Consider the following 20,980-nt stretch of genomic DNA (forward strand, 5'->3'; position numbering starts at 1 on the left):
CAGCTCCCTAGAGTTTGCCGCGCGGACCTTCCGCGGCCAGCAGATCGGGGATCTCCTGGGTCGCGTACCACATCAGATCCTCACCCTCGCACGAGTCGAGGGCAAAGATCGCGTCGTCGTCGCCGTTCTGCGCCGCCGCCCACAATTCTGCGGCTTTTCCGACCGTTGTGGCAGCGTCGGCGGCATCGAGATGAGCCGCGGCGACAGCGCGCCACGGCACGACTACGTGCAGCTCCAGCCGGGCGTCACCCAGCTCGGCGGCACCGTCGGCCGGCGGGACCGCGCTGACCTCGGCGGAGACGACCACGCGGCGGCGCGGCGTACCGGGGTCGTCGGCGAGCAGGCCGACCGAGGCGCGGGCCGCCTGCGCCATCGCGGCGTACTCGAGCTCCTCGTCGTCGCCCTCGGTGTACCACTCGCGCAGCGCGGGGGTGACGGCGTACACGGTGAGCGGTTGCGGGCCGAACTCGCCGGCGTGGCAGGCGTCGTCGAGCAGCCGCAGCGTGGATGGGATGTAGACCCTCATGAACCTGCCTTCTTGGTCGTGCCGCGTGGCTTCTTCCGCCCCCGCGACGCCCGGTTCCGGCTGCCCTTGGTGGTGTCGACCAGTTCGTCGAGGGCATCGGTCACGCATTGGGCGAAAACGGCCAGGTCGGGCATCGCGGTGCGGTCCGCGTTCAGCCCGTAGAACACCTTCCCGTCGTACGACGTGACGCCGACCGACAGGCCCTGACCCGGCATCAACGGCACGACCGGGTACGACGCGAGCATCGGCGCGCCCTGTGCGTAGAGCGGGAACTGCGGTCCGGGCACGTTCGTGATCACGACGTCGTCGATCGGGCGGACCGTCGCTGTCGCCACCCGGGCGGCGAGCGCGTGCAGCGTGGTCGGCGCGAACCCGGCGATCCCGACCAGCGAGCGGGCGCTGACCGCGCGGCCGGTGTCCTTGTGCACCTTGGTCTGGTACGAGATCTGGTGCAGCCGCATCACCGGGGAGTTCTCCCCCACCGGGAGCGAGACCGCCGAGGCGATCACCCGCGAACCGAGCGAGGTCGGCTCCTCGTCATCGTCGTCCCGGATGCTGACCGGGACCACAGCACGCACGTGCCGGGTCGGGCCGACGCCTTCACCACGCGTCATCATCCAGGCCCGTACGGCGCCTGCGACCACCGCGAGAACGACGTCGTTGACTGTGCCTCCGTGCATCGCGCGGACGGTCCGGTAGTCCTCGAGGTTGGTCTCGACCGTGGTGAACCGGCGCTGCCCGGAGGTCTTGACGTGCAGCGAGCTCTCCTGCGCGTGCTGCCGCGCGGCCAGCGAGCCGACCACGTTGCCGAGGACCTCGCGGACCGAGGTCGAGCCGGTCAGGCTCGCCATCTCGGCCCGCGCCAGCTCCAGGGCCGCCGTCGGGGTCTTCGTCGCGTCGGTGAACACGCCGGCCAGCAGCTCGAGCGCGGACGGCGGATGCTCCGGCTGCCAGGTGTCGGTCGGGGTCTCCTTCGGCTGTGCGGTCGCGTCGAGCACGACCTGGCCGATGTCGACCGTGCTGTTGCCGTCGACAAGCGCTTGGTGCGACTTGGCGATGATCGCGAACCGGTCGCCCTGCAGCCCCTCGACCAGATACATCTCCCACAGCGGCCGCGCCCGGTCGAGCCGGCGGGACATGATCCGGGCGACCAGCTCCAGGAGCTGGGCGTGCGTCCCCGGCCGGGGCAGGGCCGAGCGCCGTACGTGGAAGGTGATGTCGAAGTCTTCGTCGTCCACCCAGACCGGCCCGGCGAACCGGCCGGGCACCTGCTGCACGCGCTGCCGGTACCGCGGCACGAACGCGATCCGGTCCCGGATCAGCGCGACCAGACTCTCGTAGTCGAACTCGTCGTCACCGTGCACCGGCGGCTCGAAGATGTCGACCGTGCCGACATGCATCGGGGTGGCCGGCGACTCGGTCCGGAGAAAGGTGAGATCCAGCGATGACAGCCGGTCGGGCATTCGAGTCACCTTCCTCTCTGGCGGGTTAGCTTTCCGTCACCCTAGCCGCCTCCACGGACAGTGGGCTGCGACACTGGCTGCCTTGGGAACACTGAGTCTCCCGTGTTCGTCAGGCAAGAGGGCGCGTCCCGCGCTCCGAGAACTGAACAGACCCTTTGAAAGGCCCCTCGACCCATGCGTTCGAAGATCGCTCGCGGCACCGCCACCGCTCTCCTGCCCGCTCTGGCCGTGTTCGTCCTGGCCGCCTGTGGCAACGACTCCAGCACCTCCGGCGGTTCGCCCAGCACTCCGACGACCGCCCCGACCACGGTCCCGTCCGACGTACCGACGAACACGCCGACCCCGGGCAAGCCGAACTCCTCGACGCCGTCGAACACCACCGACCCGTCCGGTGACCAGGCCGACGTGACGCTCGCCGTCACCGTTGCCAACGGCAAGGTGAACCCGAGCGGCGCGACCGTCAAGGTCAAGGCCGGCCAGACCGTCCTGGTCACCGCGGTCAGCGACGCCGCCGAGGAGCTGCACATCCACGGCTACGACAAGGAGCTGGAACTCACCCCGGGCAAGACCGCCCAGGTGACGTTCAAGGCCGACATGAAGGGCACCTTCGAGGTCGAGACGCACAAGAGCGGCAAGCTGGTCGCGAAGCTCGTAGTCTCTTGATCGGGCTGCTGCTCCCCCTGCACGGGATCGGCGGCAGACAGGACCTTCCCGTACCGTTCGGCCTCGCGGTCGGCGGTGCGGCGGTCGCTGTCGCGGTCTCGTTCGTCGTGCTCGGGCTCGCCTGGCGGACACCGAAGTACCGGGGCAACGAGTCCGGGAAGCCGTTGCCGAGCGCAATCACCCGGACGGTCGACGCGGGCTGGTTCCGCTGGCTGGTCCGGCTGATCGGGCTGGCCATCTTCGGCTACGCGATGGTCTCGCTGGTCTTCGGCGTGGATCGGCTGACGAACCCGATCTTCGGCTTCATCTACATCCTGCTCTGGGTCGGCCTGGTCCCGATCTCGATCTTCCTCGGCCCGGTCTGGCGGACGCTGAACCCGCTGCGCACGCTGCACCTGCTGCTCAGCAAGCTGCTGCGTCAGCCACCGTCGAAGGGGCTGCTCCAGCTGTCCCCGCGGCTCGGGCTCTGGCCGGCCGCACTGGGCATCTTCGCGTTCACCTGGCTGGAGCTGGTCGCCCCCGACCGGGCCACCATCCCGGTGCTGCAGGCGTGGATCGCGCTCTACGTGGTGATCACGATGTTCGGGGCGATCCTGTTCGGCGACCGCTGGTTCGCCTCCGGGGATCCGTTCGAGGTCTACGCGTCGCTGATGTCCCGCCTGTCACCGTGGGGCCGCCGTACCGACGGCGCTCTGGTGGTACGGCGGCCGCTGGAGAACCTGGATGGTCTGAAGGCGCAGCCGGGACTCGTGGGCATGGTCGCCGCGCTCCTGGGCTCGACGGCGTACGACGGCTTCTCGAACTCGTCGGCATGGGTCGGCTGGGCGCAGAACCAGGACATCTCGATGACCTGGCTCGGTACGGCGGCCCTGATCGTATTCATCCTCTTCGTGCTCGTCACGTACTCCGGCGCCACGCTCCTGGCAGGCAGACTGTCAGACAGCTCCCGTACGACGCTGCCGGGGCTGTTCGCGCATTCCGTCGTACCGATCGCCCTGGGCTACGTGATCGCGCACTACCTGACGCTGTTCATCCTGGAGGGGCAGCGGACGCTCATCTACCTGAGTGACCCGCTCAGCAACGGCGCCAACGTGTTCGGCACCGGGCTGCTCGCAGTGAACACCGGAATCACCAACCACAGCACGGCGATCTCGGTCATCCAGGTGCTGGCGGTCGTCGGCGGCCACCTGCTCGGTGTCATCTCCGCCCACGACCGCGCTGTCGCCCTCTTCCCCCGCCACAAGGCCCTGGCCGGTCAGCTCCCCCTGCTGATCGTCATGGTCGGCTACACCGCCGGCGGGCTGCTCCTGCTCTTCTCGTCCTAGCTGTAGGCGACTGTCGACCAGAAGCCGCAGTTGTGAACGTCTGACAGGTTGATCGTCCGTACGGCGTGCTGTCCCAGCTCCTGGGCCTGTGCGCCGTGCGGCGTCACCCGCGGCCACTTCACGCCGCCAGGGTGGTTCGGGCTCGCCGTGTGCGCGAACTGCGTCCAGTAGTCGACCATCTGGTCGGACAGCTTGGTCTGCTCGGCATTGAGGTCGGCCATGTGGAACAGGTAAGACAGCTCCGAGCCGTGGGGAGCTCCGAACGGGAAGGCCGGGTTCTCCGGCAGCCCCGTGCTGTTGGGAGCAGACCGGTCCGCGAAATCGAACGCATAGACCGGGACGTGCTTGGCCAGCGTCCGGTCGGCGTTGAGCGCCTGACAGCTCCAGCCCGCGTCAGTGAGGGCGGCTGCCCACGCCAGCGCCGCAGTGCCGTACTTGCTCGCCGGATAGACCTGCGCGACGCGGTCCGCGTTCGCACCGAACGAGTCCTTCAGCAGGCGCGTGTACTCGGCCGGGGTGTACTCATGACCGCCGGCCAGCGCATAGCCGACGTACAGGCGCATCTCGTCCTTGTTGGTGCCCTGGATGACCGGGACCCGGTTGAACCTTCCGGACTCGAGTGCCGCCGACGGCTTCACCGGCAACGTCTTGGTGCCATAGGCAACGAAGGAGAAGGTGTTCATCAGTCCGGCCGTGGCGAGCTGGGCGGTCGGCTTCTTCCGCAGACAAGCCAGTACGTCGGTTGCGCAGCCCAGCTCCTTGGCCGCGTTGACGCCGTTGGCCTCGACCGTGGCAGTCGACCACCACGGGTCGTACGCCGGGACTCCGGGCGCGATGCCGTTCTTCGGGAACAGCGTCCGGCATGAACCGCTCTCGATGATCGCCTTGTCAAAGAGCCCGCGTGCGGCCGGCGCGGCCAGCTGTGAGCAGGTGCTCATCCCGCCGGCGGACTCACCGAACAAGGTGACGTTGCCCGGATCGCCGCCGAAGAACGCGGCATTGTGCTTGACCCAGCGCAGCGCGGCCTGCTGGTCCTGAAGCCCGAAATCGCCCTCGCCCTGGAGCGCCGGGTGACCGAAGAATCCGAAGACACCCAGCCGGTAGTTGACCGTCACCACGACCACGTCGCCACGCGTCGCGAGCTTGGCGGCGTCGTAATCGGACCCTGCCCCCATCGTGAACGCCCCACCGTGCACCCAGACCATCACCGGACGCGGCCGCGCCGGCTTCGTCGGCGCCGTGACGTTCAGGAACAGACAGTCCTCGGACCCGGTCCCATCGAGCTGCACGCACTTCGACCCAGGCTCGGAAGCATCCCGTACGCCGGTCCACGCGGCGGCCCGCTGGGGAGACTTCCACCGCAACGCGCCGACCGGCGGAGCGGCGTACGGAATGCCCTCGAAGGTTTTGTACCCGTCGTGGCCGACCCCACGAACAGCACCACGATCCGTCAACGCGACCGGATCGGCTGACGACGTACCGGTCGCTGCGACGGTCAGGGCCGCGACGGCGGCCAGAACAAGTCCTCCAGCAAGCAATCCGCGCTTCACTGCTCAGACGGTATCGGCGGAGCGGGTCAGGCCTCGGCTGGTGATGGCGAGGACGACGAAGGCGATCAGGCCGAGGATCAGGTGCGAGTTGCCGGGGATCGACTGCCAGAAGGTCCAGTCGAGCTCGCGGTCGTCGCGGTACGGGACCCACCAGATCGAGCGCAGCACGAACAGGCCGTACCAGAGCACGCCGGTCACGACGGCCGGGTTCAGGCCCCAGACACGGTTCACGCTGCGGATCAGGCTGATGCCGAGCGGAACGATCCAGACCCAGTGGTGGCTCCACGAGATCGGCGAGGCGAAGAGAACGGCCAGCGCCATCACGGCGATCGCGGTGACGCGCTCGTCGGCCAGCCAGTACTTGCGGGCCAGCCAGAGCACGGCCAGGCCGACGACGACCGAGGCGACGAACCACGTCGGCTGGACCCAGCTCGCGGTGTTGCCGAGGCGGTGCAGGAAACCGTTCAGGGACTGGTTGCCCGAGTAGGCGATGCCGCCGACCCGGTTGGCGTCGAAGACGACCTCGGTCCAGTACCGCCAGGACTGCTTCGGCGCGAACGCGAAGCCGACGGCGATCGTGGCGAGCAGGCCGAAGATCGCGTTCCGCAGGGCCTTCCACTGCTTGGTGACCACGAGCAGGGCGAGGAACGGCACCGGGGTCAGCTTGATGCCGATCGTGACGCCCAGCCAGAAACCGCGCAGCCGCGCGTCGTTCGGCCGGATCAGGTCCAGCAGGATCATTGCCACCAGCATCAAGTTGATCTGGCCGAAGTCGATCGTGGCCCAGACCGGCTCGAGCACCAGCGACAGGATGGTCAGCGCGACCAGCACCACGGTTCGCTTGCGCAGGGTGACGAAGGACCAGAAGGTCTTCGGCAGGCTCGCGCGCCAGATCAGCGTGAGGCAGAGCACGGACGCCGTGGTCCAGACGACCAGCGCGACCCCCCACGGCACGATCGCCAGCGGCACCATCGCGATCGCCGCGAACGGCGGGTAGGTGAACGGGAGCCCGATCCCCGGCAGCTTCGCGTCGTACAGGGCGGGTCCGTGCAGCAGGGCGTCGCCGCCGAGCCGGTAGACCCGCAGGTCGATCATGCCGTGGTACTTGCCACCGATCCACGCGCCGAGCGCGACCAGGGCCGCGGCGGCGAGGATCCAGAGCAGGGTCCGGCGCCGATCGAGCGGCCGGGATGCGGGGGTGCTGGTGGTCGTCGTGCTCACGTCAGGTCTACTCCGAACAGGGACTCCAGCTCGCGCCGGGTCTCGTCGTACGAGGTGTGCAGGATGCCGGTCATGCCGAGGGCGCGGGCGCCGTCGACGTTCACTTCGAGGTCGTCAACAAAGACGCACTCCGCGGGCCGAAGGTTCACCCGGCGCGCCGCCAGCAGGAAGATCTCGGGCTCGGGTTTGCGCAGTCCGACCTCACCGGAGATGACGATGTCGTCGAACATGCCGTCCCAGGTGTCACGCGGGTAGGTGTTGCCCCACGAGTTCGACAGCAGGGCGGTGCGGATGCCGTGCCCCTTGGCCCGGCGGACCAGCGCGTTCATCGCCGGGACGTGCTCGAAGTGCGCGAACATCCGCTCGATCAGGCCCTCGGCCGGCACCTGGGTACCGTCCGGCCGGACCAGGATCGTGGCCAGCTTGCGCTCGAAATCCGGTACGGCGATCTGTCCGCGCTCGAGCGCATGAACCGGGTTGATCTCGGCCTCGGCCGCGGTCTCGACCGGCAGCCAGGCCATCACAGCCTTGACGTACGCGTCGAAGTCGAACCCGTCCAGCTCGGCCCAGCGCCGCAACGCGGTATCCAGACCCGAGGTCAGCACGCCACCCCAGTCCACCAGCAACCCACGGGGTACCGCGTCGACCTCTGCCATGCCGGTCAGCCTACTCAGGACAAGGTTGGGCTCACTGACGTGGTCCCGGTGGTCACCGTCAGTGGTCGTAGCCGACGCTGACGTCGCCGGAGGAGGTTTTCACCGTGATGCTGCGGGTCGAGGCAGGGTCGAGCTTCACATTCCGCTCGTTGTCACCCGACGAGGTCTCGGCCTCGACCTTGTAGGTCTCGTCACCCGTGGGCAGGGCGATCGCCACGTCGCCCGAGCTGGCCTTGGAGTCCACCGACTGCGGTGCCATCGAGAACTCCAGATCCGTGTCGCCGGAGCTGCTCTTGGTGGTCACGGCGCTGGTACTGAGCCCGCTGGCCTCGATGCTGCCGGAGCTGGACTCCATCCGGAGCGATCCGCCCAGGCCCTGCACGGCGATGTCACCCGAGTTCGTCTTCAGCTCGGTCTCGCCGGTCATCCCGGAGACCTTGATCGGGCCGCTGTTGTTCTTCACCGTCAGCTTCACGTCGCGCGGCACGGTCAGCACATACAGCGTCTTGCAGTTGAAGGAGAGGAATCCGCAGTTGGTGTCCTTGAGCTCGAGCTTGCCGTCCTTGAACGTGTCGGTCGGGTCGGAGCCGAACGCGTTGCGCTCGAACTGCCGGTCCACCTTCAGCTCGGTGCCGTCGCCCGGCCGGATCTCGACGCTGGTCGAGCCACCCTCGACGACCAGCGAGTCACCGTCCAGCTTGTACGACGTCTGGCCGCTGTGGTCGCCCTCGGTCAGTCCGGTCAGCGCCCAGTAGAGCCCACCCAGGATGAGCGCGATCGAGATCGCGATCCCGTAGCGGCGCTCGGCGCTCATGGTGCTGGCCATGGGTCTCCTCTCCTCCACCTCAGCAGCCTGACAGATCCGCGGGCCGCTGTCGGTGGGGTTAACCCCCATATCCCCCTGGCCTGAACCCTGGCTGCCGAACCTTGGGCCTACCTGACGAAAGTCTGGTCGATCGAGGTCGCGAGCTGCTGCAGGGATTTGCGCAGCTTGCTGGACTTCGCGGCCTCGGCCAGGCTGCGGCCGTGCGCCATCGCCGCGTCCACCGCGTTCAGGTCGTAGGGAAGCAGGGCCGACGGCTGGATCCCGGCGTACTGACCGAGCGCGTCAGCGACGGCGTCGGACGGCGAAGTGCCGAGCGAACCCGAGCGGATCCGGTTCACCACGACCCGGAGGGTGACCGAGGGGACGAGCCCACGCACCTCGTGGATCGCGCGGATCAACCGGGTCAGGCCGACCGGGTCGGCCGAGCCGACGACGATCACCTCGTCGGCCTCCTCGAGGGTCGCCACCGTCGCGCCGTTGCGGCGCGGGGCGAGCGAGTCGAACGAGATCTCCTCGTCGGTCTCGATGCAGAACCCGAGATCGACGATCGTGCACGGTGACAGCAGCCGCGCCGACGACCAGATCGACTCGACCGCAGCCGGGCGCAGCTCCGTCCATCGGTCAGCCCGGCTGAGCCCGGTCAGCACCATCAGATGCTTCTCGACCTGACGGGCGTGCTTGGCCAGCGTCATCATGTCCAGCGTCCCGCTCGACGCGGAGCGTGCCGCGGCGGCCAGGCCGGAGGTCTCGTCGAGCATCCCGAGCAGCTGTGCGACAGTGCCGCCGTACACATCGCAGTCGGCGAGCAGGGTGGGCATGCCGCGGGCTGCGAGCTCGGAGGCGAGGCCGACCGCGACCGTCGTCCGCCCGGGTGCGCCCGTCGGGCCCCAGACGGCGTAGATCCGGCCGGTGCCGGCGGCGTACTCGGGTGGTTCCGTCCGCAGGTCGGGCTCCCCCGGCCTCGGTACGAAACCGCCGGCGAAGTGCGACAACGCGATCGGCGGGCCGGCATCGACCGCGTCACTGATCGCACGGCCGAGGTCCTCCGGGCTCACGTCGGCCGGCAGGATCCGCTCGATCCCCATCCGGCTGAGCCGGTCCTCAGGCCCGAACGCTTCACCAGTCTCGCTCGGATCAACCAGAGCCAGTACGGCGATGCCGCGCGCGTGCAGCGCGGACACGGCATCGGAGGTCAGCCGGGACAGGTCATCGGCGAGTAGCACGGCACGGGCCTGACCACTGGCGGCAGCTGCCATCACGTCGGCGATGTCCACACACCGCCGTACGACGCGGATACCGGGTGCCCGCTCGGTCCGCCGTACGACGTCTGCCTCCCACGGTGCCCCGGTCACCGCGAGCAGGACCGGAATCGCCATCAGGCCGCCCGCCGGACCAGAGTCGGCTCACCCTGACTCATGGCAGTCAGCGCGGCCGGGAGCTTCTGCAGGTCCTTCGGCGTGAGCGCGACCAGCACCTGCCGGCGAGCCGAGCCACCGGCGACGCCCTTGACCGCATCGATCTGCAGAACGCGGATGTTGCTCCAGAGCAGCTTGGCCGCTTGGCCCTCGTCCTTCGGGACCACCCAGATGTCGACCTTGTCGCCGTCCGCGGTGTCGGAGGGCAGCCTGCCGGTCGCCACCGAGAGCGGGAGCTCGGTGCGGTCGTTCTGAGCCTGCGGTACGGCGGCGTCGCGCGGAACGAACTCACCGGCGTCGACCGCGCGGGCCACGACCAGTCCCTTGAGCTCCGCGTCGGCAGCGACGTACTGCTCGGCGTCCTGGCCGCTCGTGAAGCGGACGCGGACCGTGGTGAGGTCGTCGCCGGTCAGCTTGGTCCCCGCGGGCAGGTCGCGTTTGGCCGCCCAGATCGTGGTGGTGTCGTCGGCGGACGACAGCAGCTTCGCACCGGCCAGAGCGGTGATGGCAACCAGCAGCACGCCCAGCACGAGCCGGCCGTCCTTCCAGCGCGCCCGCCGGTTGCGCTGCGCCGGGATCGAGGGCGCCCCGAACCCACCTCGCCCTGCTGTGTCCACCACGTCGGCTCCCCAGTCACTCGATCGTTGCTGCCAGCATTCTGCCGTGCCGCCCAGTCCCCCGTGAGCAGATATCCACAGGCTGTCACAGGCTGGGGACAAACTTGATCATCCTCGGGTGAACCGTGGCAAACTGAAGAAACCCGCTACCAGCCGAAGGAGTCCGAACGATGCCGGCACCGCGTTTCCTCCAGCTCGCCGACGTCGCCGAGGTCCTGAACATCTCTGCCAACCAGGTCTACGCGATGGTCCGCCGTGGTGACATTCCGGCGGTCAAGATCGGCGGCCGCGGTCAGTGGCGGGTCGAGTCAACCGAGCTCGAGAAGTACATCGAGCGGCTCTACACCGAGACCAAGCAGTTCATCGACACGCACCCGTTCGGCGAAGAAGCGGACGCGACGGAAGACGCTCAGCTCTAGCGGCGTCGTACTGCCTGGAGGGCTTGGGTGGGGATCAGCCTGACGTTGTAGACCTCTGAGCGGCGGCGGGGCGCGTCCAGCGGGTGCTCGGCGACCTCGAGGAAGTCCGCTCCGACCCGGTCGATCGTGCCGGTGACGGGGATCCCGCCGCAGAAGACCGTGACCGGTGAGCGGTCCCGGGCGATGCCACGGAGCAGGTGCGCGAGGCCGAGCTTCCCCGCGACCGCGCCCACGGCGGGCTCCGCCCACGGGCCGAGCCGGTGTACGGCAACCAGCGCGCCGACCGGAATCAACCACTCCTCGCGACCGGCCTCGATCAGCAGGCAGTCCTTGCCGACGCGGGTGAGCAGCCCCTGAAGCGGTTCGGTGCCGGCCAGCTCGATCCGGACGACTGTGTCCACGGCGCCGCGCAGGCGGTCGAGCACCGTGATCTTCCCGACCTCGGTCCGGATCCGGTCGGCGACCTCGCCGTACAGATCGCCCTCCTGGAGCGCCTCGAACTGCGACTCCAGGTCCTCGAACAGCGCATCCCACTGCATACCGGTCAACCTACCGCGCACGTTGGGTGACGTATCCACTTGCAAACTGGCAGTAGTTCCGGTCTATAGTGGTCAAGCCAACGCAAACTAAAGCAAACTCATAGGTCGGAGGCGAAGTGAGGTGAACGGGATGATTCGAGCAGTCAAGAGCCTGCTGTCGGTCGGAGCCTTGGTGGGCGTCGGGCTGGCGCTGCGCTGGATGACGACGGGCACGCTCACCGCGATGAACACCCACGACCTGGACTCGCTGACCGTGCTCGCCGTCGGAGCGGTCGCCTGGGTCGCCTACGCCTGGCTGGTGCTCGCAGTCCTCGCGACTGCGCTCGAGCAGCTCCCCGGTGCGATCGGTACCGCGGCCGGTGTGGTCGCCACCCGGATCACCTCGACCACCTCCCGCGCCCTGCTCCGCTCCGCCCTCGGCGTCGCGGCAGTCACCCCGCTCACGGTCGGCGTCGCCCACGCCGCGTCTCCGCACACCTGGACGGCACCCCAGTCCACTACGAAACAGTCTGGTACGACGCAGTCCGGCGCCGCGTGGCGCGCAACCGAGCCGCGCTCCACCGTGCAGCTCTCCGGCGACACCTGGCGCGCCACCGAACCGCAGTCCTCGGCCAAGATCGGCGCCGAGCCCCAGACCGGCTGGCGCTCCACCGAACCGCAGTCCTCCGTCAAGCTCAGCGGCAACGACTGGCGCGCTACCGAACCGCGGTCGACCGTCCAGCCCGGTGCGGAGCGTGTGCAGGACCTGCCGCCGCGGAACGCCGTACGGACTGGTCTTCCGAAGGCTCGGCCGGCACAGGCGGCCACTGGTGACATCAAGGTGCCGGACCGGCCGGAGAGCGGTGCTGCGACGCGCTACACGGACCTGCACTCCGGACGTGGTGTGCAGGTGACGGTCAAGGCCGGCGACACCCTCTGGGACCTAGCGGCCCGAGAGCTCGGCCCACATGCGACGAACGAGCAGATCGCCGAGCGGTGGCCGCACTGGTACGCCGCGAACCGACAGGTGATCGGCACTGACCCGAACCTCATTCTTCCCGGCCAGGTACTGCGAGCCCCGGCTCAGGCCACGCCGCCCACGAAGCAGGAGCAGTGACATGACCAGTGCGTACCAGGAGATCAGCGAGTCGATTCAGCAACAGCGCGTCCGGCTGGGCGTCGTACCGGCCATCGCAGTGACCCGGCCGGGTCTGCCGGAGGCACGGGCCTGGGGTGGCCGGCTGGCGCAGGCGGTATCGGAAGTTTTGGCGGGAGATCGTCCGGTAGCGCAGTTGGTCCGGTTCACCGACGAGGAGGTGTTCGTCGAGCTCAACCGGCGCGTGCGCCTGCTGGGGCTGACCACGACGGCCAACGGTCGCGGTACGCACGAGCGGTGCGCACTGCGCTCGGTGCGGGTCTGCCGGCCGAGCTCGGGCGTCGCAGAGGTCGCGGCACACGTCCGCCACGGCGGCCGGTCGCGGGCGATCGCCCTGCGGATGGAGGTCCGCCGCAACCGCTGGGTGTGCACCGCACTCGAGGTCGGCTGAAATTACTTCGGGTTCCGATCGAACAAACTGCGCACCTACGGAGTCCCTAGAGCGCAACGTGATCGTGTGGTTGTCGTCATGTGACCGGTGGGAGCTCGCCAATAGAGTTGCCGGGCGGTCGCCAGGCCGAAGTCGTTCGGGGGAACGAAAATGCAGGAGAGCAGTATCAAGGTGGGGCAGGTTGCACGGCCGACGTCCACTGGGGTGATGCCGGTCGGTGAACCTGCCGACCCCGGTGAGGTGGCCTTCGCCTGGCGAATCGGGCTCGACGAGCTGAGCGCGGCAGAGCGCGCCCGGGTCGCTCCGGGAGTGCGACGGCGCCGCTGGTCCGAGCGCGTGCCCGCGCTGTACCCGCTGGCGATCCGCTATCACCGCGCCCGCAAACGCATCGAGTGGCTCCGAGCCAGTACGGCGTACGCACGGGAGCGGCAGCCTGCTGACCTGCCTGTGCGCGTCAAGCGGCACAAGTCGCTGCTGCTGCGTCAGCTCGGTGAGACCGAGATGTGGATGCAACACAACAAGGTGACCAACCTGCGGCTCGCCTGCGAGCAGGTCGACGGCCTGATCATCCGGCCGGGAGAGACCTTCTCCTTCAACCAGGTGGTCGGAAACGCGACGCGCCGCAAGGGCTACCTCAAAGGCATGCGGCTGTCGAACGGCCAGGCACGCCCCGGGATCGGCGGCGGGATCTGCCAGCTCGCGAACCTGCTGCACTGGATGGTGCTGCACTCACCGATGACGGTGACGCAGCGGTCGACCCACAGCTTCGACCCGTTCCCGGACAACGGCCGCGTGCTGCCGTGGGGCGTCGGCTGCAGCATCGTCTACAACTACGTGGACCTGCAGTTCCGCAACGACACCGACCAGACGTTCCAGCTCCGGGTCGGGGTCAGCGATCGGTACCTCGAGGGTGAGATCCTCGCCGACGTACCGGCCGCGACGTCGTACCGGGTCTTCGCCCAGGGCGAGCGGTTCCTGCGGGCCGGCACGGATTACTTCCGGCGCAACGAGATCTGGCGATCGGTGATCGACCGCCGGACCGGACGGACCACCGCCGAGGAACTCGTCCGCGAGAACGTTGCCTTGGTCAAATATGTGCCGACGGGCGTGACCGTGTACGACGTGATGGACTGACACCGCGAAGCGATAAGTTTGGACTCATGTCGTCGTACGGTCCGCCAGGTGGCCAGCAGTACCCGCAGCAGCCCCAGCAGTACCCGCAACCGCAGTACGAGACGCTCCAGTACGGCGGCCCGCCGCCTCCCCCGCGGCGTGGACCGTCGCCGTGGCTGATCGGCGGGATCGTCGGCGGCGTGGTGGTGGCGGTGGTGGTCGCCGGCCTCGTGGTCAACAGCCTCGTGCGCAGCGAACCGTCGCAGGAAGACCGGCGGCCGCTCACCATCGGCTCCCCGGCGGACGGCGGCCAGGTGAAGCAACTCACCAGCGCGCTGACCGCAGCGAAGATGGAGTGCTCGACCCGGTTCACCACCGCGGGCAGCGGTCAGGCCGGATGCTTCCAGTGGACCGATCGCGGCCGCACCCAGAGCGCCATCCGGTTCCAGTACGACGACACCGGCGCCGTGACGGCGATCAACGCCCAGTCGGACAAGGCGGCCGCACTCAAGCCGCTGATCGCGGCGACGGCCGGAGTGGTGTTCGCGGCTGACCAGGACGCGGTGAACCAAGCGGTGGGAACTGACCGCGGCAAGTTCGACGGCAGCTGGGGCAGTTACAACGCTGGCACCGGCAGCATCACGCGGTTCGTCGCCGGCAAGTCCGGTACGTCGCCGCTGCTCCCGCCGACGCTCAACGCGACCACCACCTCGAGTGAGGTCGCCACCGCCCTTGAAGGCAAGGGCTTCACCTGCGATGACGCCAAGGAAGACTGCAAGAGCACCTTCACCGGCTACAACAACCACAAGGGTGACCTCGCGGTCCGCACCAGCGGCATCGGCTCAGGCGGCATCTCCTACCTCTTGGTCTCGGTCGCCGACACGTCGAAGGACGCCACCGAGCAGGGCAACTACGACGCCTTCGCCGGCGTCATCAAGACGGCCTTCGAAGTCGTGCAGGGCCCCGGTACAGCCGAGGTCCAGAACTGGCTCACCAAACACACCGATGGCGAGTCGCACACGGCGTACGTCGCCGGCTGGCGCGTCGAGATCATCACCAACTACGGCTCCCCCAGCGAGCCCAACCTCCCGGGCTACCTGCGCGCCACCATGTTCACCGACGGGCTGTGGACCACCCCCGACCAGTAGCCGGACTGTCGGTGGGGCGGACCTGCATCACCCACTAACTTCGCTCTCACGCTGTTGGGAGGGCGCCCTGAGCGTGCGCCCAGACGTGCCGCGCAAGGTTGGACGGTGATGGAGGTCCGCCACCCGGAATGTCGGTGGGTGGTTGCAGACTGGTGGGGTGACTGTCGAGGCCTACCGGGAACGTCCCGCACTGCTGCCTGGAGCCACGGTGTGGACGCGGACCGCGCCGGGCGGGGACTACCTGATCCTGCCGGACGGCTGCATGGACCTGCTGCTGATGGACGACGACCTGGTGGTTGCCGGCCCGGACTCCCGTGCGTGGACCGGCACCTCGGCGGCCGGCGGCCGGTACGTCGGATTACGGTTCGCGCCGGGTGATGCGCCGACGTTCCTCGGCGTACCGGCTCATGCGCTTCTGAACGACCGGGTGCCCTTGAGTGAGCTGTGGTCGCGGAGCAGGAGCCGCAAGCTGTTCGACCGGGTCAGAGCCGCGGCCGATCCGGCTGGAGGGCTAGATCGAGCTGTGGCCGAGCTGCTGGACGCACCGGCGGATCGCCTGGCTCAGGAGGTCTTTCGCCGCGTCCGCTCCGACACGCTGCGCACTCCGGGTGGGATGGTGGGTCTGGCTCGGGCGCTCGGCTTGTCTGAGCGGCAGCTGCATCGGCGGTGCTTGGGAGCCTTCGGGTACGGCGCGAAGACGCTGGACCGGGTGCTGCGGATGAACGCGGCGCTGGACCGGGCTCGCACCGGCCAGGGACTGGCGGAGGTAGCTGTGGTGAGCGGGTACGCGGACCAGGCGCATCTGAGCCGCGAGGTGAAGGCGCTGACCGGGGTCCCACCGACGACACTGTTGCGGTGACGGTTCCTGAGGTCCTTCGGCACAATCCACTGAACGCGGTAACGGAGACGGTAGAGCGCCTGACCTCTGCCGACGGGCGGACTGTTGTCCGGAAGCGGCTTCGACGGCCGGTAGAGGTGAGTGCGGATCCGTGGGCGGCCTCGGTCGATCCGCGGCACTGGAACTACTGGCGGCGCGAGGTCGAGGTCTACCGCGACGACGAGCTGCGCTCGGAGCTCGCGGCTGCTGGACTGGTGTTGCCAGGCGCTGAGGTGATTGAGGACGACGGCGGGGCGGAGTTGGTGATGGAGGATGTCACTGGCCTGGCTGGGACGGACTTCGGGCTGGCGGAGCATGGGGAGCTGGCGCGGGCCTGTGGGCGGTGGCAAGCGCGGCCAGGTCAGGACCGGGAGTGGACGTCGCGCGGGTTCCTGCGGGACTACTCGACGACGCGTGTGGTGCCGTGGGACCTGGTGGACGATGACGACGCATGGCGGCAGCCGTTGATCGCAGAGACGTGGCCGACAGGTCTGCAGGCAGCTTGGCGCGAGCTGCTGGCCCACCGGGAGGAGCTGCTGCGCCTGGTGGAGACTGCGCCGCGTGCGCGGTGTCATCTCGACCTGTGGGTCTCCAACATCATCCAGCGCCCCACTGGCGAATTCGCCTTACTGGACTGGGCCTTCACCGGCGACGGTGCCCGCGGCGAGGACATCGGCAACCACATCCCGGACGCCGTCTTCGACCTGTTCTGGCCGGCTGAGCAGCACGCCGAACTGGCCGACACCTGCCTGACCGGCTACCTCGCCGGGCTCGACGAAGCGGGCTGGCGCGGCGACAGCGACGTCGTACGGCGGGCTGTGCTGGCGTCCGGCGTCAAGTACGCGTGGCTACTGCCGCACCTCCTCGGCCGCGCCTCACTCGAAACCCATCAGGCCTACCACCAGGCAGCAGACAGCCGGCACCTGTACCACCAGCGCGGCCAGGCCCTCGCCTTCGTCGCCAACTGGTGCGGTGAAGCCCTCAGCTGAATCCGAACCTTTGCGCAATACCGCAATCTGTGGAGACTTCCGCGCACTCTTTTGCATTCGATCCCTTGACGGCGGGCGGGCACTCTGGCTTAACTTGGTCGGCAGTGACGCACCCAGCCGGTAGCGGATCGATGATCCGGAGTCCGGTTTTCAGGCGCCAGGGCGGCCAGGACTGTGGCCCACCCGAGGCGGGGTAGCGTCCCCGGGACCGATGGAGCAATCGTGTCCGAATCTCGCTCAGTCATCCACCGCGTGCTCCTGGCCACTCTGGCCTCCGCCCTCGCGGTGACCGCCGTCTACTCCGCCCTCAACCTCAGCCCCGAAGCCGAGGCGGCCGCGACGCTGCCGCCCACCCACGCGAAGTTCGACTACCAGATCGGCGGGGCCTACACACCGCCGGCCGGCGTCCAGGTCGTCACCCGGGACCGGACCGCCTCCCCCGCGGCCGGGCTCTACAACATCTGTTACGTCAACGCGTTCCAGGTACAGCCGGGCGAGCAGGGCTCCTGGGCCTCCGACCTGCTGCTGCGCGATGCCAAGGGCAACCTCGTCATCGACGAGGACTGGGGCGAGCCGCTGCTCGACCTGCGCACCGCCGACAAGCGCACCCGGGTCGCCGCCAAGGTGAACGGCTGGATCGACGACTGCGCGGCCAAGGGCTACAAGGCGATCGAACCCGACAACTACGACAGCTACGAGCGGTCCAAGGGTCTGCTCACCACCACGCAGGCCAAGGCCTACCTGACGTTGCTGGCAACGCATGCCCACGGCAAGAACCTCGCCATCGCACAGAAGAACACCGTCGACCTGGCCGGTTCGCGGACCTCGGTCGGCCTCGACTTCGCGGTCGCCGAGGAGTGCGGTCAGTACGACGAGTGCGGTGACTATGTCGCTGCCTTCGGCAACAACGTGATCGTGATCGAGTACACGAACGCCGGCCGCACGAAGGCCTGTTCGGCGTACGGAACCAAGCTCACGATCGTGCAGCGCGACGTGGACGTCTCGACGCCGGGGTCCTCCGGCTACGTCCGCAAGACCTGCTGACACCCCCCTCATTTCCCCCCGTTACTGGAGACCGCTATGTCTCAGCATGGTCCTGTCCTGTCCCGCCGCGGCGTCCTGCGCGCCGCCGCGGCCGTCACCGCCACCGGTGCCCTCGCGTCCTGTGGCAAGAACGACGATCAGGCCGCCGGCGGCGTCGTCGAGGTCGAGCTCTGGCACGGCCAGGTCGACACCGGCAAAGCCGCGATCGATGCCCTGATCAACGAGTTCAACCGCACGCACCCGGCGATCCGGGTGAACGGCGGTGGCGGCGGGGTCACGGCGGACAGCATGCTGCAGAAGGTCACCGCCGGTCTGGCGGCGGGGTCCTACCCGGATATCGCGTATGTCTTCGGGTCGGACCTCGCCAGCCTGACCCGCAGCCCGAAGGTCGCCGACCTGTCCGGCACTCTGCACCTCGACGACTACTGGCCGGCCGCCCGCGAGGCCGTCACCGTGAAGGACAAGGTCCGGGCTGCGCCCGCCTTGCTCGATTCACTCTGCCTTGTCTACAACAAGAAACTGTTCGCCGCTGCCGGACTGCCAGCACCCAAACCGGGCTGGACCTGGGACGACTTCATCGGTACGGCGAAAGCGCTGACCAACCCAGGCAAGGGTGTCTTCGGTACCGGGTGGCCGGGCGTCGGCGACGAGGACACGGTCTGGCGGCTCTGGCCGATGATCTGGGACCTCGGTGGCGACGTCGCGTCCGCCGACGGCAAGAAGGTCGCGTTCGATCAGGTCGGCGCCCAAGCACTCGGCACCCTCGACCGCCTGCGCACGAACAAGTCCCTGTACGTCGACCCCAAGCCTGGCAGCGAGCAGCTCTACCAGGTGTTCCTGGGCGGGCGGATGGGAATGGTTGCCACCGGCCCCTGGCAGCTCCCCGACCTCGCCGCCAAGGGACTCGAGTACGGCGTCGTCCCGCTCCCGTCGTACTCGGGGAAGCCGGTGACGATCTCGGGGCCGGACACCTGGACGGTCTTCGACAACGGCAAGGCCAAGGTCAAGGCCGCGAGTGAGTTCGTGAACTGGCTGATCCAGCCGCAGCAGGACATCAAGTGGGATGTGCAGGGCGGGAGTCTGCCGCTCAGCAAGGGAACCGCCGCGACCCCGGCCTGGACGAAGCACGCGACCGAGACGGCCGGGCTCAAGGTGTTCGTCGACGCGCTGGACTCGGCTCGGGTGCGTCCCACCATCACGGCGTACCCGAAGATCTCGCAGTTCCTCGGCGAGGCGATCGTGTCGGTCCTGCTCGGCAAGAAGAGCCCGGAGGACGCGATCAAGCAGGCCGTCGACGCATCGAACGCCGTACTGGCGGTGCCGAACTGATGGCCAGCGTCGTCGGAACGTTCACGCTCGATCCACGGGCGAAGAAGGCCGCCAAGCGCCGGATGCGCGGCGAAGGTGCGACCGGGTGGGCGTTCGTCAGCCCGTCGGTGGTGATCATCCTCGGGCTCAGCGTCGTACCGGTCGTATGGTCGTTGCTGCTGTCGTTCCAGGTGAACGACCTGGTGTCGCCGAGCGAATGGGTCGGGCTGGCCAACTACAAGGCGCTGATCGCGGACCCCACCTTCGGCGCGGCGGTCAAGCACACCCTCATCTACACCGTGCTCTATGTGCCGCTGAGTGTGGTGGGCGGTCTCGCGATCGCGATCGCGCTGGACCGGAAGATCAAGTTCATCGGGCTCTACCGGACGCTCGTCTTCGTGCCGTTCGTGGTCTCCGCGGCGGCCCAGGGCGTGCTGTTCTCGTTCGTGCTCGATCCCGAGTTCGGGGTCGCGAACTCCCTGCTGCACAAGGTCGGGCTGCCGACCCAGGGCTTCTTCAGTGATCCCGGTCAGGCGTTGCCGCTACTCGTCGTGATCTCGCTCTGGAGCGGTACGGGGTTCTGCGTGATCGTCTACCTGGCCGGCCTGCAAGGGGTTTCGGCCGAGCTGGTCGAGGCCGCGCGGATCGACGGTGCGGGACGGTTCGGCGTACTGCGGCATGTCATCCTGCCGGCGCTGTCACCGGTGACCGTGTTCCTGTTGCTGTTCCAGACGATCGGCGCGTTGCAGCTGTTCGACCTCGTCTTCGTCACCACCAAAGGCGGGCCGCTCGGATCGACGACGGTGATCGTCTACTTCATCTGGGAGAAGGCGTTCAAGAACTTCACCGCCGGCTACAGCGCAGCGGCGGCGTACGCGCTGGCCGTTGCCTTGCTGGTGGTCGGCATCGGTCTGCAGATCTCGCGGCGGAGGGCAGCCCGATGAAGCGGCCGAGTGCCTGGCATCTGGTGCTGGCGCCGATGGCGTTGCTGTTCGCGCTGCCACTGTTGTGGCTGCTGGTCAGCTCTGTGATGAGCAACGCGGAGATCAACCGCTTTCCGCCGGCGCTGATCCCTTCACATATCGATCTCGGCGGCTACCGGTACGTCCTCGGCAACGCGCTGTTCCCGCGATGGTTCGTGAACTCGATGATCGTCTCGGCGGTCGCGGTGACGGCGAACCTGGTCTTCGGCACGCTCGGCGGGTACGCGTTCGCGCGGATCCGGTTCACCGGGTCGAAGGTCGTCCTCGGGCTGATGCTGGCCACGATGGTGATCCCGTTCCAGCTGACGATGATCCCGACCTTCCTGGTGATGAAGAGCCTCGGCCTGATCGACACCCTCGGTGCGCTGATCATCCCCTCGCTGGTGACGCCGCTGGCGGTCTTCCTGTTCCGCCAGTTCTTCGTCAGCCTGCCGCGGGAGCTCGAGGAGGCAGCCTGGATCGACGGCTGCGGGCGGCTGCGGATCCTGGTGTCGATCGTGCTGCCGCTGGCTCGGCCCGCGCTGAGTACCGTCGCCGTACTGACTTTTCTGAGCACGTGGAACGACCTGACCTGGCCGCTGATCGCGATCAACAGCGACTCCAACTACACCCTTCAGCTCGGACTGACCACCTTCCAAGGCCAGCATCACACCCAGTGGGCCGCTGTGATGGCGGGCAACGTCATCACCGTGCTGCCGGTGCTACTCGGGTTCCTCCTTGCCCAGAAGGCGTTCATCCGCTCGCTGGCTTCTACCGGACTCAAAGGCTGACT

At 68.3% G+C, this 20,980-nt stretch carries 22 protein-coding genes; 13 read left to right on the forward strand and 9 right to left on the reverse strand.

Features of this window, described 5'->3' with window-relative positions; all coding sequences use genetic code 11:
• Positions 1 to 7: 7 nt before the first annotated feature.
• Positions 8 to 526, reverse strand: coding sequence for a DUF6912 family protein (locus tag ACIA49_RS04330; protein ID WP_396375660.1), 519 nt, complete (start codon positions 524 to 526; stop codon positions 8 to 10).
• Complete coding sequence (locus ACIA49_RS04335; protein WP_396375661.1) at positions 523 to 1,989, reverse strand: wax ester/triacylglycerol synthase family O-acyltransferase; 1,467 nt, start codon at positions 1,987 to 1,989, stop codon at positions 523 to 525. The genes ACIA49_RS04330 and ACIA49_RS04335 overlap by 4 nt, the downstream gene beginning before the upstream one ends.
• 174 nt (positions 1,990 to 2,163) lie before the next feature.
• Between ACIA49_RS04335 and ACIA49_RS04340 the strand changes: the two genes are divergently transcribed.
• On the forward strand, positions 2,164 to 2,652 hold the full coding sequence (locus ACIA49_RS04340) for a cupredoxin domain-containing protein (RefSeq protein ID WP_396375662.1): 489 nt from the start codon (positions 2,164 to 2,166) through the stop codon (positions 2,650 to 2,652).
• Positions 2,649 to 3,977 (forward strand): hypothetical protein, encoded by a 1,329-nt coding sequence (locus ACIA49_RS04345; RefSeq protein WP_396375663.1) that lies wholly within the window; start codon positions 2,649 to 2,651, stop codon positions 3,975 to 3,977. Before ACIA49_RS04340 ends, ACIA49_RS04345 begins: the two co-directional genes overlap by 4 nt.
• Here ACIA49_RS04345 and ACIA49_RS04350 read toward each other — a convergent pair.
• From ACIA49_RS04350 to ACIA49_RS04375, 6 genes are all read right to left on the reverse strand, one after another.
• Entirely contained in the window at positions 3,974 to 5,527 is a 1,554-nt protein-coding gene (locus ACIA49_RS04350; protein ID WP_396375664.1) for a carboxylesterase/lipase family protein, read from the reverse strand. The two genes, ACIA49_RS04345 and ACIA49_RS04350, sit on opposite strands and share 4 nt — an antisense overlap.
• A gap of 3 nt (positions 5,528 to 5,530) precedes the next feature.
• Positions 5,531 to 6,748: a glycosyltransferase 87 family protein gene (locus tag ACIA49_RS04355; RefSeq protein WP_396375665.1), complete on the reverse strand. Its 1,218-nt coding sequence runs from the start codon at positions 6,746 to 6,748 to the stop codon at positions 5,531 to 5,533.
• Positions 6,745 to 7,404: an HAD family hydrolase gene (locus ACIA49_RS04360; protein ID WP_396375666.1), complete on the reverse strand. Its 660-nt coding sequence runs from the start codon at positions 7,402 to 7,404 to the stop codon at positions 6,745 to 6,747. Before ACIA49_RS04360 ends, ACIA49_RS04355 begins: the two co-directional genes overlap by 4 nt.
• 58 nt (positions 7,405 to 7,462) lie before the next feature.
• Entirely contained in the window at positions 7,463 to 8,230 is a 768-nt protein-coding gene (locus ACIA49_RS04365; RefSeq protein WP_396375667.1) for a DUF4097 family beta strand repeat-containing protein, read from the reverse strand.
• Between the two features lie 107 nt (positions 8,231 to 8,337).
• The gene (locus ACIA49_RS04370; protein WP_396375668.1) at positions 8,338 to 9,606 is read right to left on the reverse strand and encodes a CpaE family protein; all 1,269 of its coding nucleotides are present in this window, start codon (positions 9,604 to 9,606) and stop codon (positions 8,338 to 8,340) included.
• Complete coding sequence (locus ACIA49_RS04375; protein ID WP_396375669.1) at positions 9,606 to 10,265, reverse strand: SAF domain-containing protein; 660 nt, start codon at positions 10,263 to 10,265, stop codon at positions 9,606 to 9,608. The genes ACIA49_RS04370 and ACIA49_RS04375 overlap by 1 nt, the downstream gene beginning before the upstream one ends.
• A gap of 167 nt (positions 10,266 to 10,432) precedes the next feature.
• Here ACIA49_RS04375 and ACIA49_RS04380 point away from each other — a divergent pair, with 167 nt between their 5' ends.
• A complete protein-coding gene (locus ACIA49_RS04380) occupies positions 10,433 to 10,681 on the forward strand; it encodes a helix-turn-helix domain-containing protein (RefSeq protein WP_396375670.1) in 249 nt (82 codons plus the stop codon).
• Here the strand turns inward: ACIA49_RS04380 and ACIA49_RS04385 are convergent.
• Positions 10,678 to 11,220: a hypothetical protein gene (locus tag ACIA49_RS04385; RefSeq protein ID WP_396375671.1), complete on the reverse strand. Its 543-nt coding sequence runs from the start codon at positions 11,218 to 11,220 to the stop codon at positions 10,678 to 10,680. The two genes, ACIA49_RS04380 and ACIA49_RS04385, sit on opposite strands and share 4 nt — an antisense overlap.
• A 130-nt stretch (positions 11,221 to 11,350) precedes the next feature.
• Between ACIA49_RS04385 and ACIA49_RS04390 the strand changes: the two genes are divergently transcribed.
• From ACIA49_RS04390 to ACIA49_RS04435, 10 genes are all read left to right on the forward strand, one after another.
• On the forward strand, positions 11,351 to 12,316 hold the full coding sequence (locus ACIA49_RS04390) for a LysM peptidoglycan-binding domain-containing protein (protein WP_396375672.1): 966 nt from the start codon (positions 11,351 to 11,353) through the stop codon (positions 12,314 to 12,316).
• A 1-nt stretch (position 12,317) separates the two neighbouring features.
• Positions 12,318 to 12,746 carry an Rv3235 family protein gene (locus ACIA49_RS04395; RefSeq protein WP_396375673.1) on the forward strand — a complete coding sequence of 143 codons (429 nt, stop codon included), beginning with the start codon at positions 12,318 to 12,320 and terminating at the stop codon, positions 12,744 to 12,746.
• A 150-nt stretch (positions 12,747 to 12,896) separates the two neighbouring features.
• The gene (locus tag ACIA49_RS04400) at positions 12,897 to 13,880 is read left to right on the forward strand and encodes a VanW family protein (RefSeq protein ID WP_396375674.1); all 984 of its coding nucleotides are present in this window, start codon (positions 12,897 to 12,899) and stop codon (positions 13,878 to 13,880) included.
• A gap of 26 nt (positions 13,881 to 13,906) precedes the next feature.
• On the forward strand, positions 13,907 to 15,007 hold the full coding sequence (locus tag ACIA49_RS04405; protein WP_396375675.1) for a hypothetical protein: 1,101 nt from the start codon (positions 13,907 to 13,909) through the stop codon (positions 15,005 to 15,007).
• Between the two features lie 157 nt (positions 15,008 to 15,164).
• On the forward strand, positions 15,165 to 15,866 hold the full coding sequence (locus ACIA49_RS04410) for a helix-turn-helix domain-containing protein (protein ID WP_396375676.1): 702 nt from the start codon (positions 15,165 to 15,167) through the stop codon (positions 15,864 to 15,866).
• A complete protein-coding gene (locus ACIA49_RS04415; protein ID WP_396375677.1) occupies positions 15,863 to 16,873 on the forward strand; it encodes an aminoglycoside phosphotransferase in 1,011 nt (336 codons plus the stop codon). Before ACIA49_RS04410 ends, ACIA49_RS04415 begins: the two co-directional genes overlap by 4 nt.
• 222 nt (positions 16,874 to 17,095) lie before the next feature.
• Complete coding sequence (locus ACIA49_RS04420) at positions 17,096 to 17,917, forward strand: endo alpha-1,4 polygalactosaminidase (RefSeq protein WP_396375679.1); 822 nt, start codon at positions 17,096 to 17,098, stop codon at positions 17,915 to 17,917.
• 36 nt (positions 17,918 to 17,953) lie between these two features.
• Positions 17,954 to 19,246, forward strand: coding sequence for an ABC transporter substrate-binding protein (locus ACIA49_RS04425; protein WP_396375680.1), 1,293 nt, complete (start codon positions 17,954 to 17,956; stop codon positions 19,244 to 19,246).
• Positions 19,246 to 20,169, forward strand: coding sequence for a carbohydrate ABC transporter permease (locus ACIA49_RS04430; protein WP_396375681.1), 924 nt, complete (start codon positions 19,246 to 19,248; stop codon positions 20,167 to 20,169). The genes ACIA49_RS04425 and ACIA49_RS04430 overlap by 1 nt, the downstream gene beginning before the upstream one ends.
• On the forward strand, positions 20,166 to 20,978 hold the full coding sequence (locus ACIA49_RS04435) for a carbohydrate ABC transporter permease (protein WP_396375682.1): 813 nt from the start codon (positions 20,166 to 20,168) through the stop codon (positions 20,976 to 20,978). Before ACIA49_RS04430 ends, ACIA49_RS04435 begins: the two co-directional genes overlap by 4 nt.
• The last annotated feature ends 2 nt before the right edge of the window (positions 20,979 to 20,980 follow it).

This window comes from Kribbella sp. NPDC051587 (assembly GCF_044453945.1).
Taxonomy (GTDB): domain Bacteria; phylum Actinomycetota; class Actinomycetes; order Propionibacteriales; family Kribbellaceae; genus Kribbella.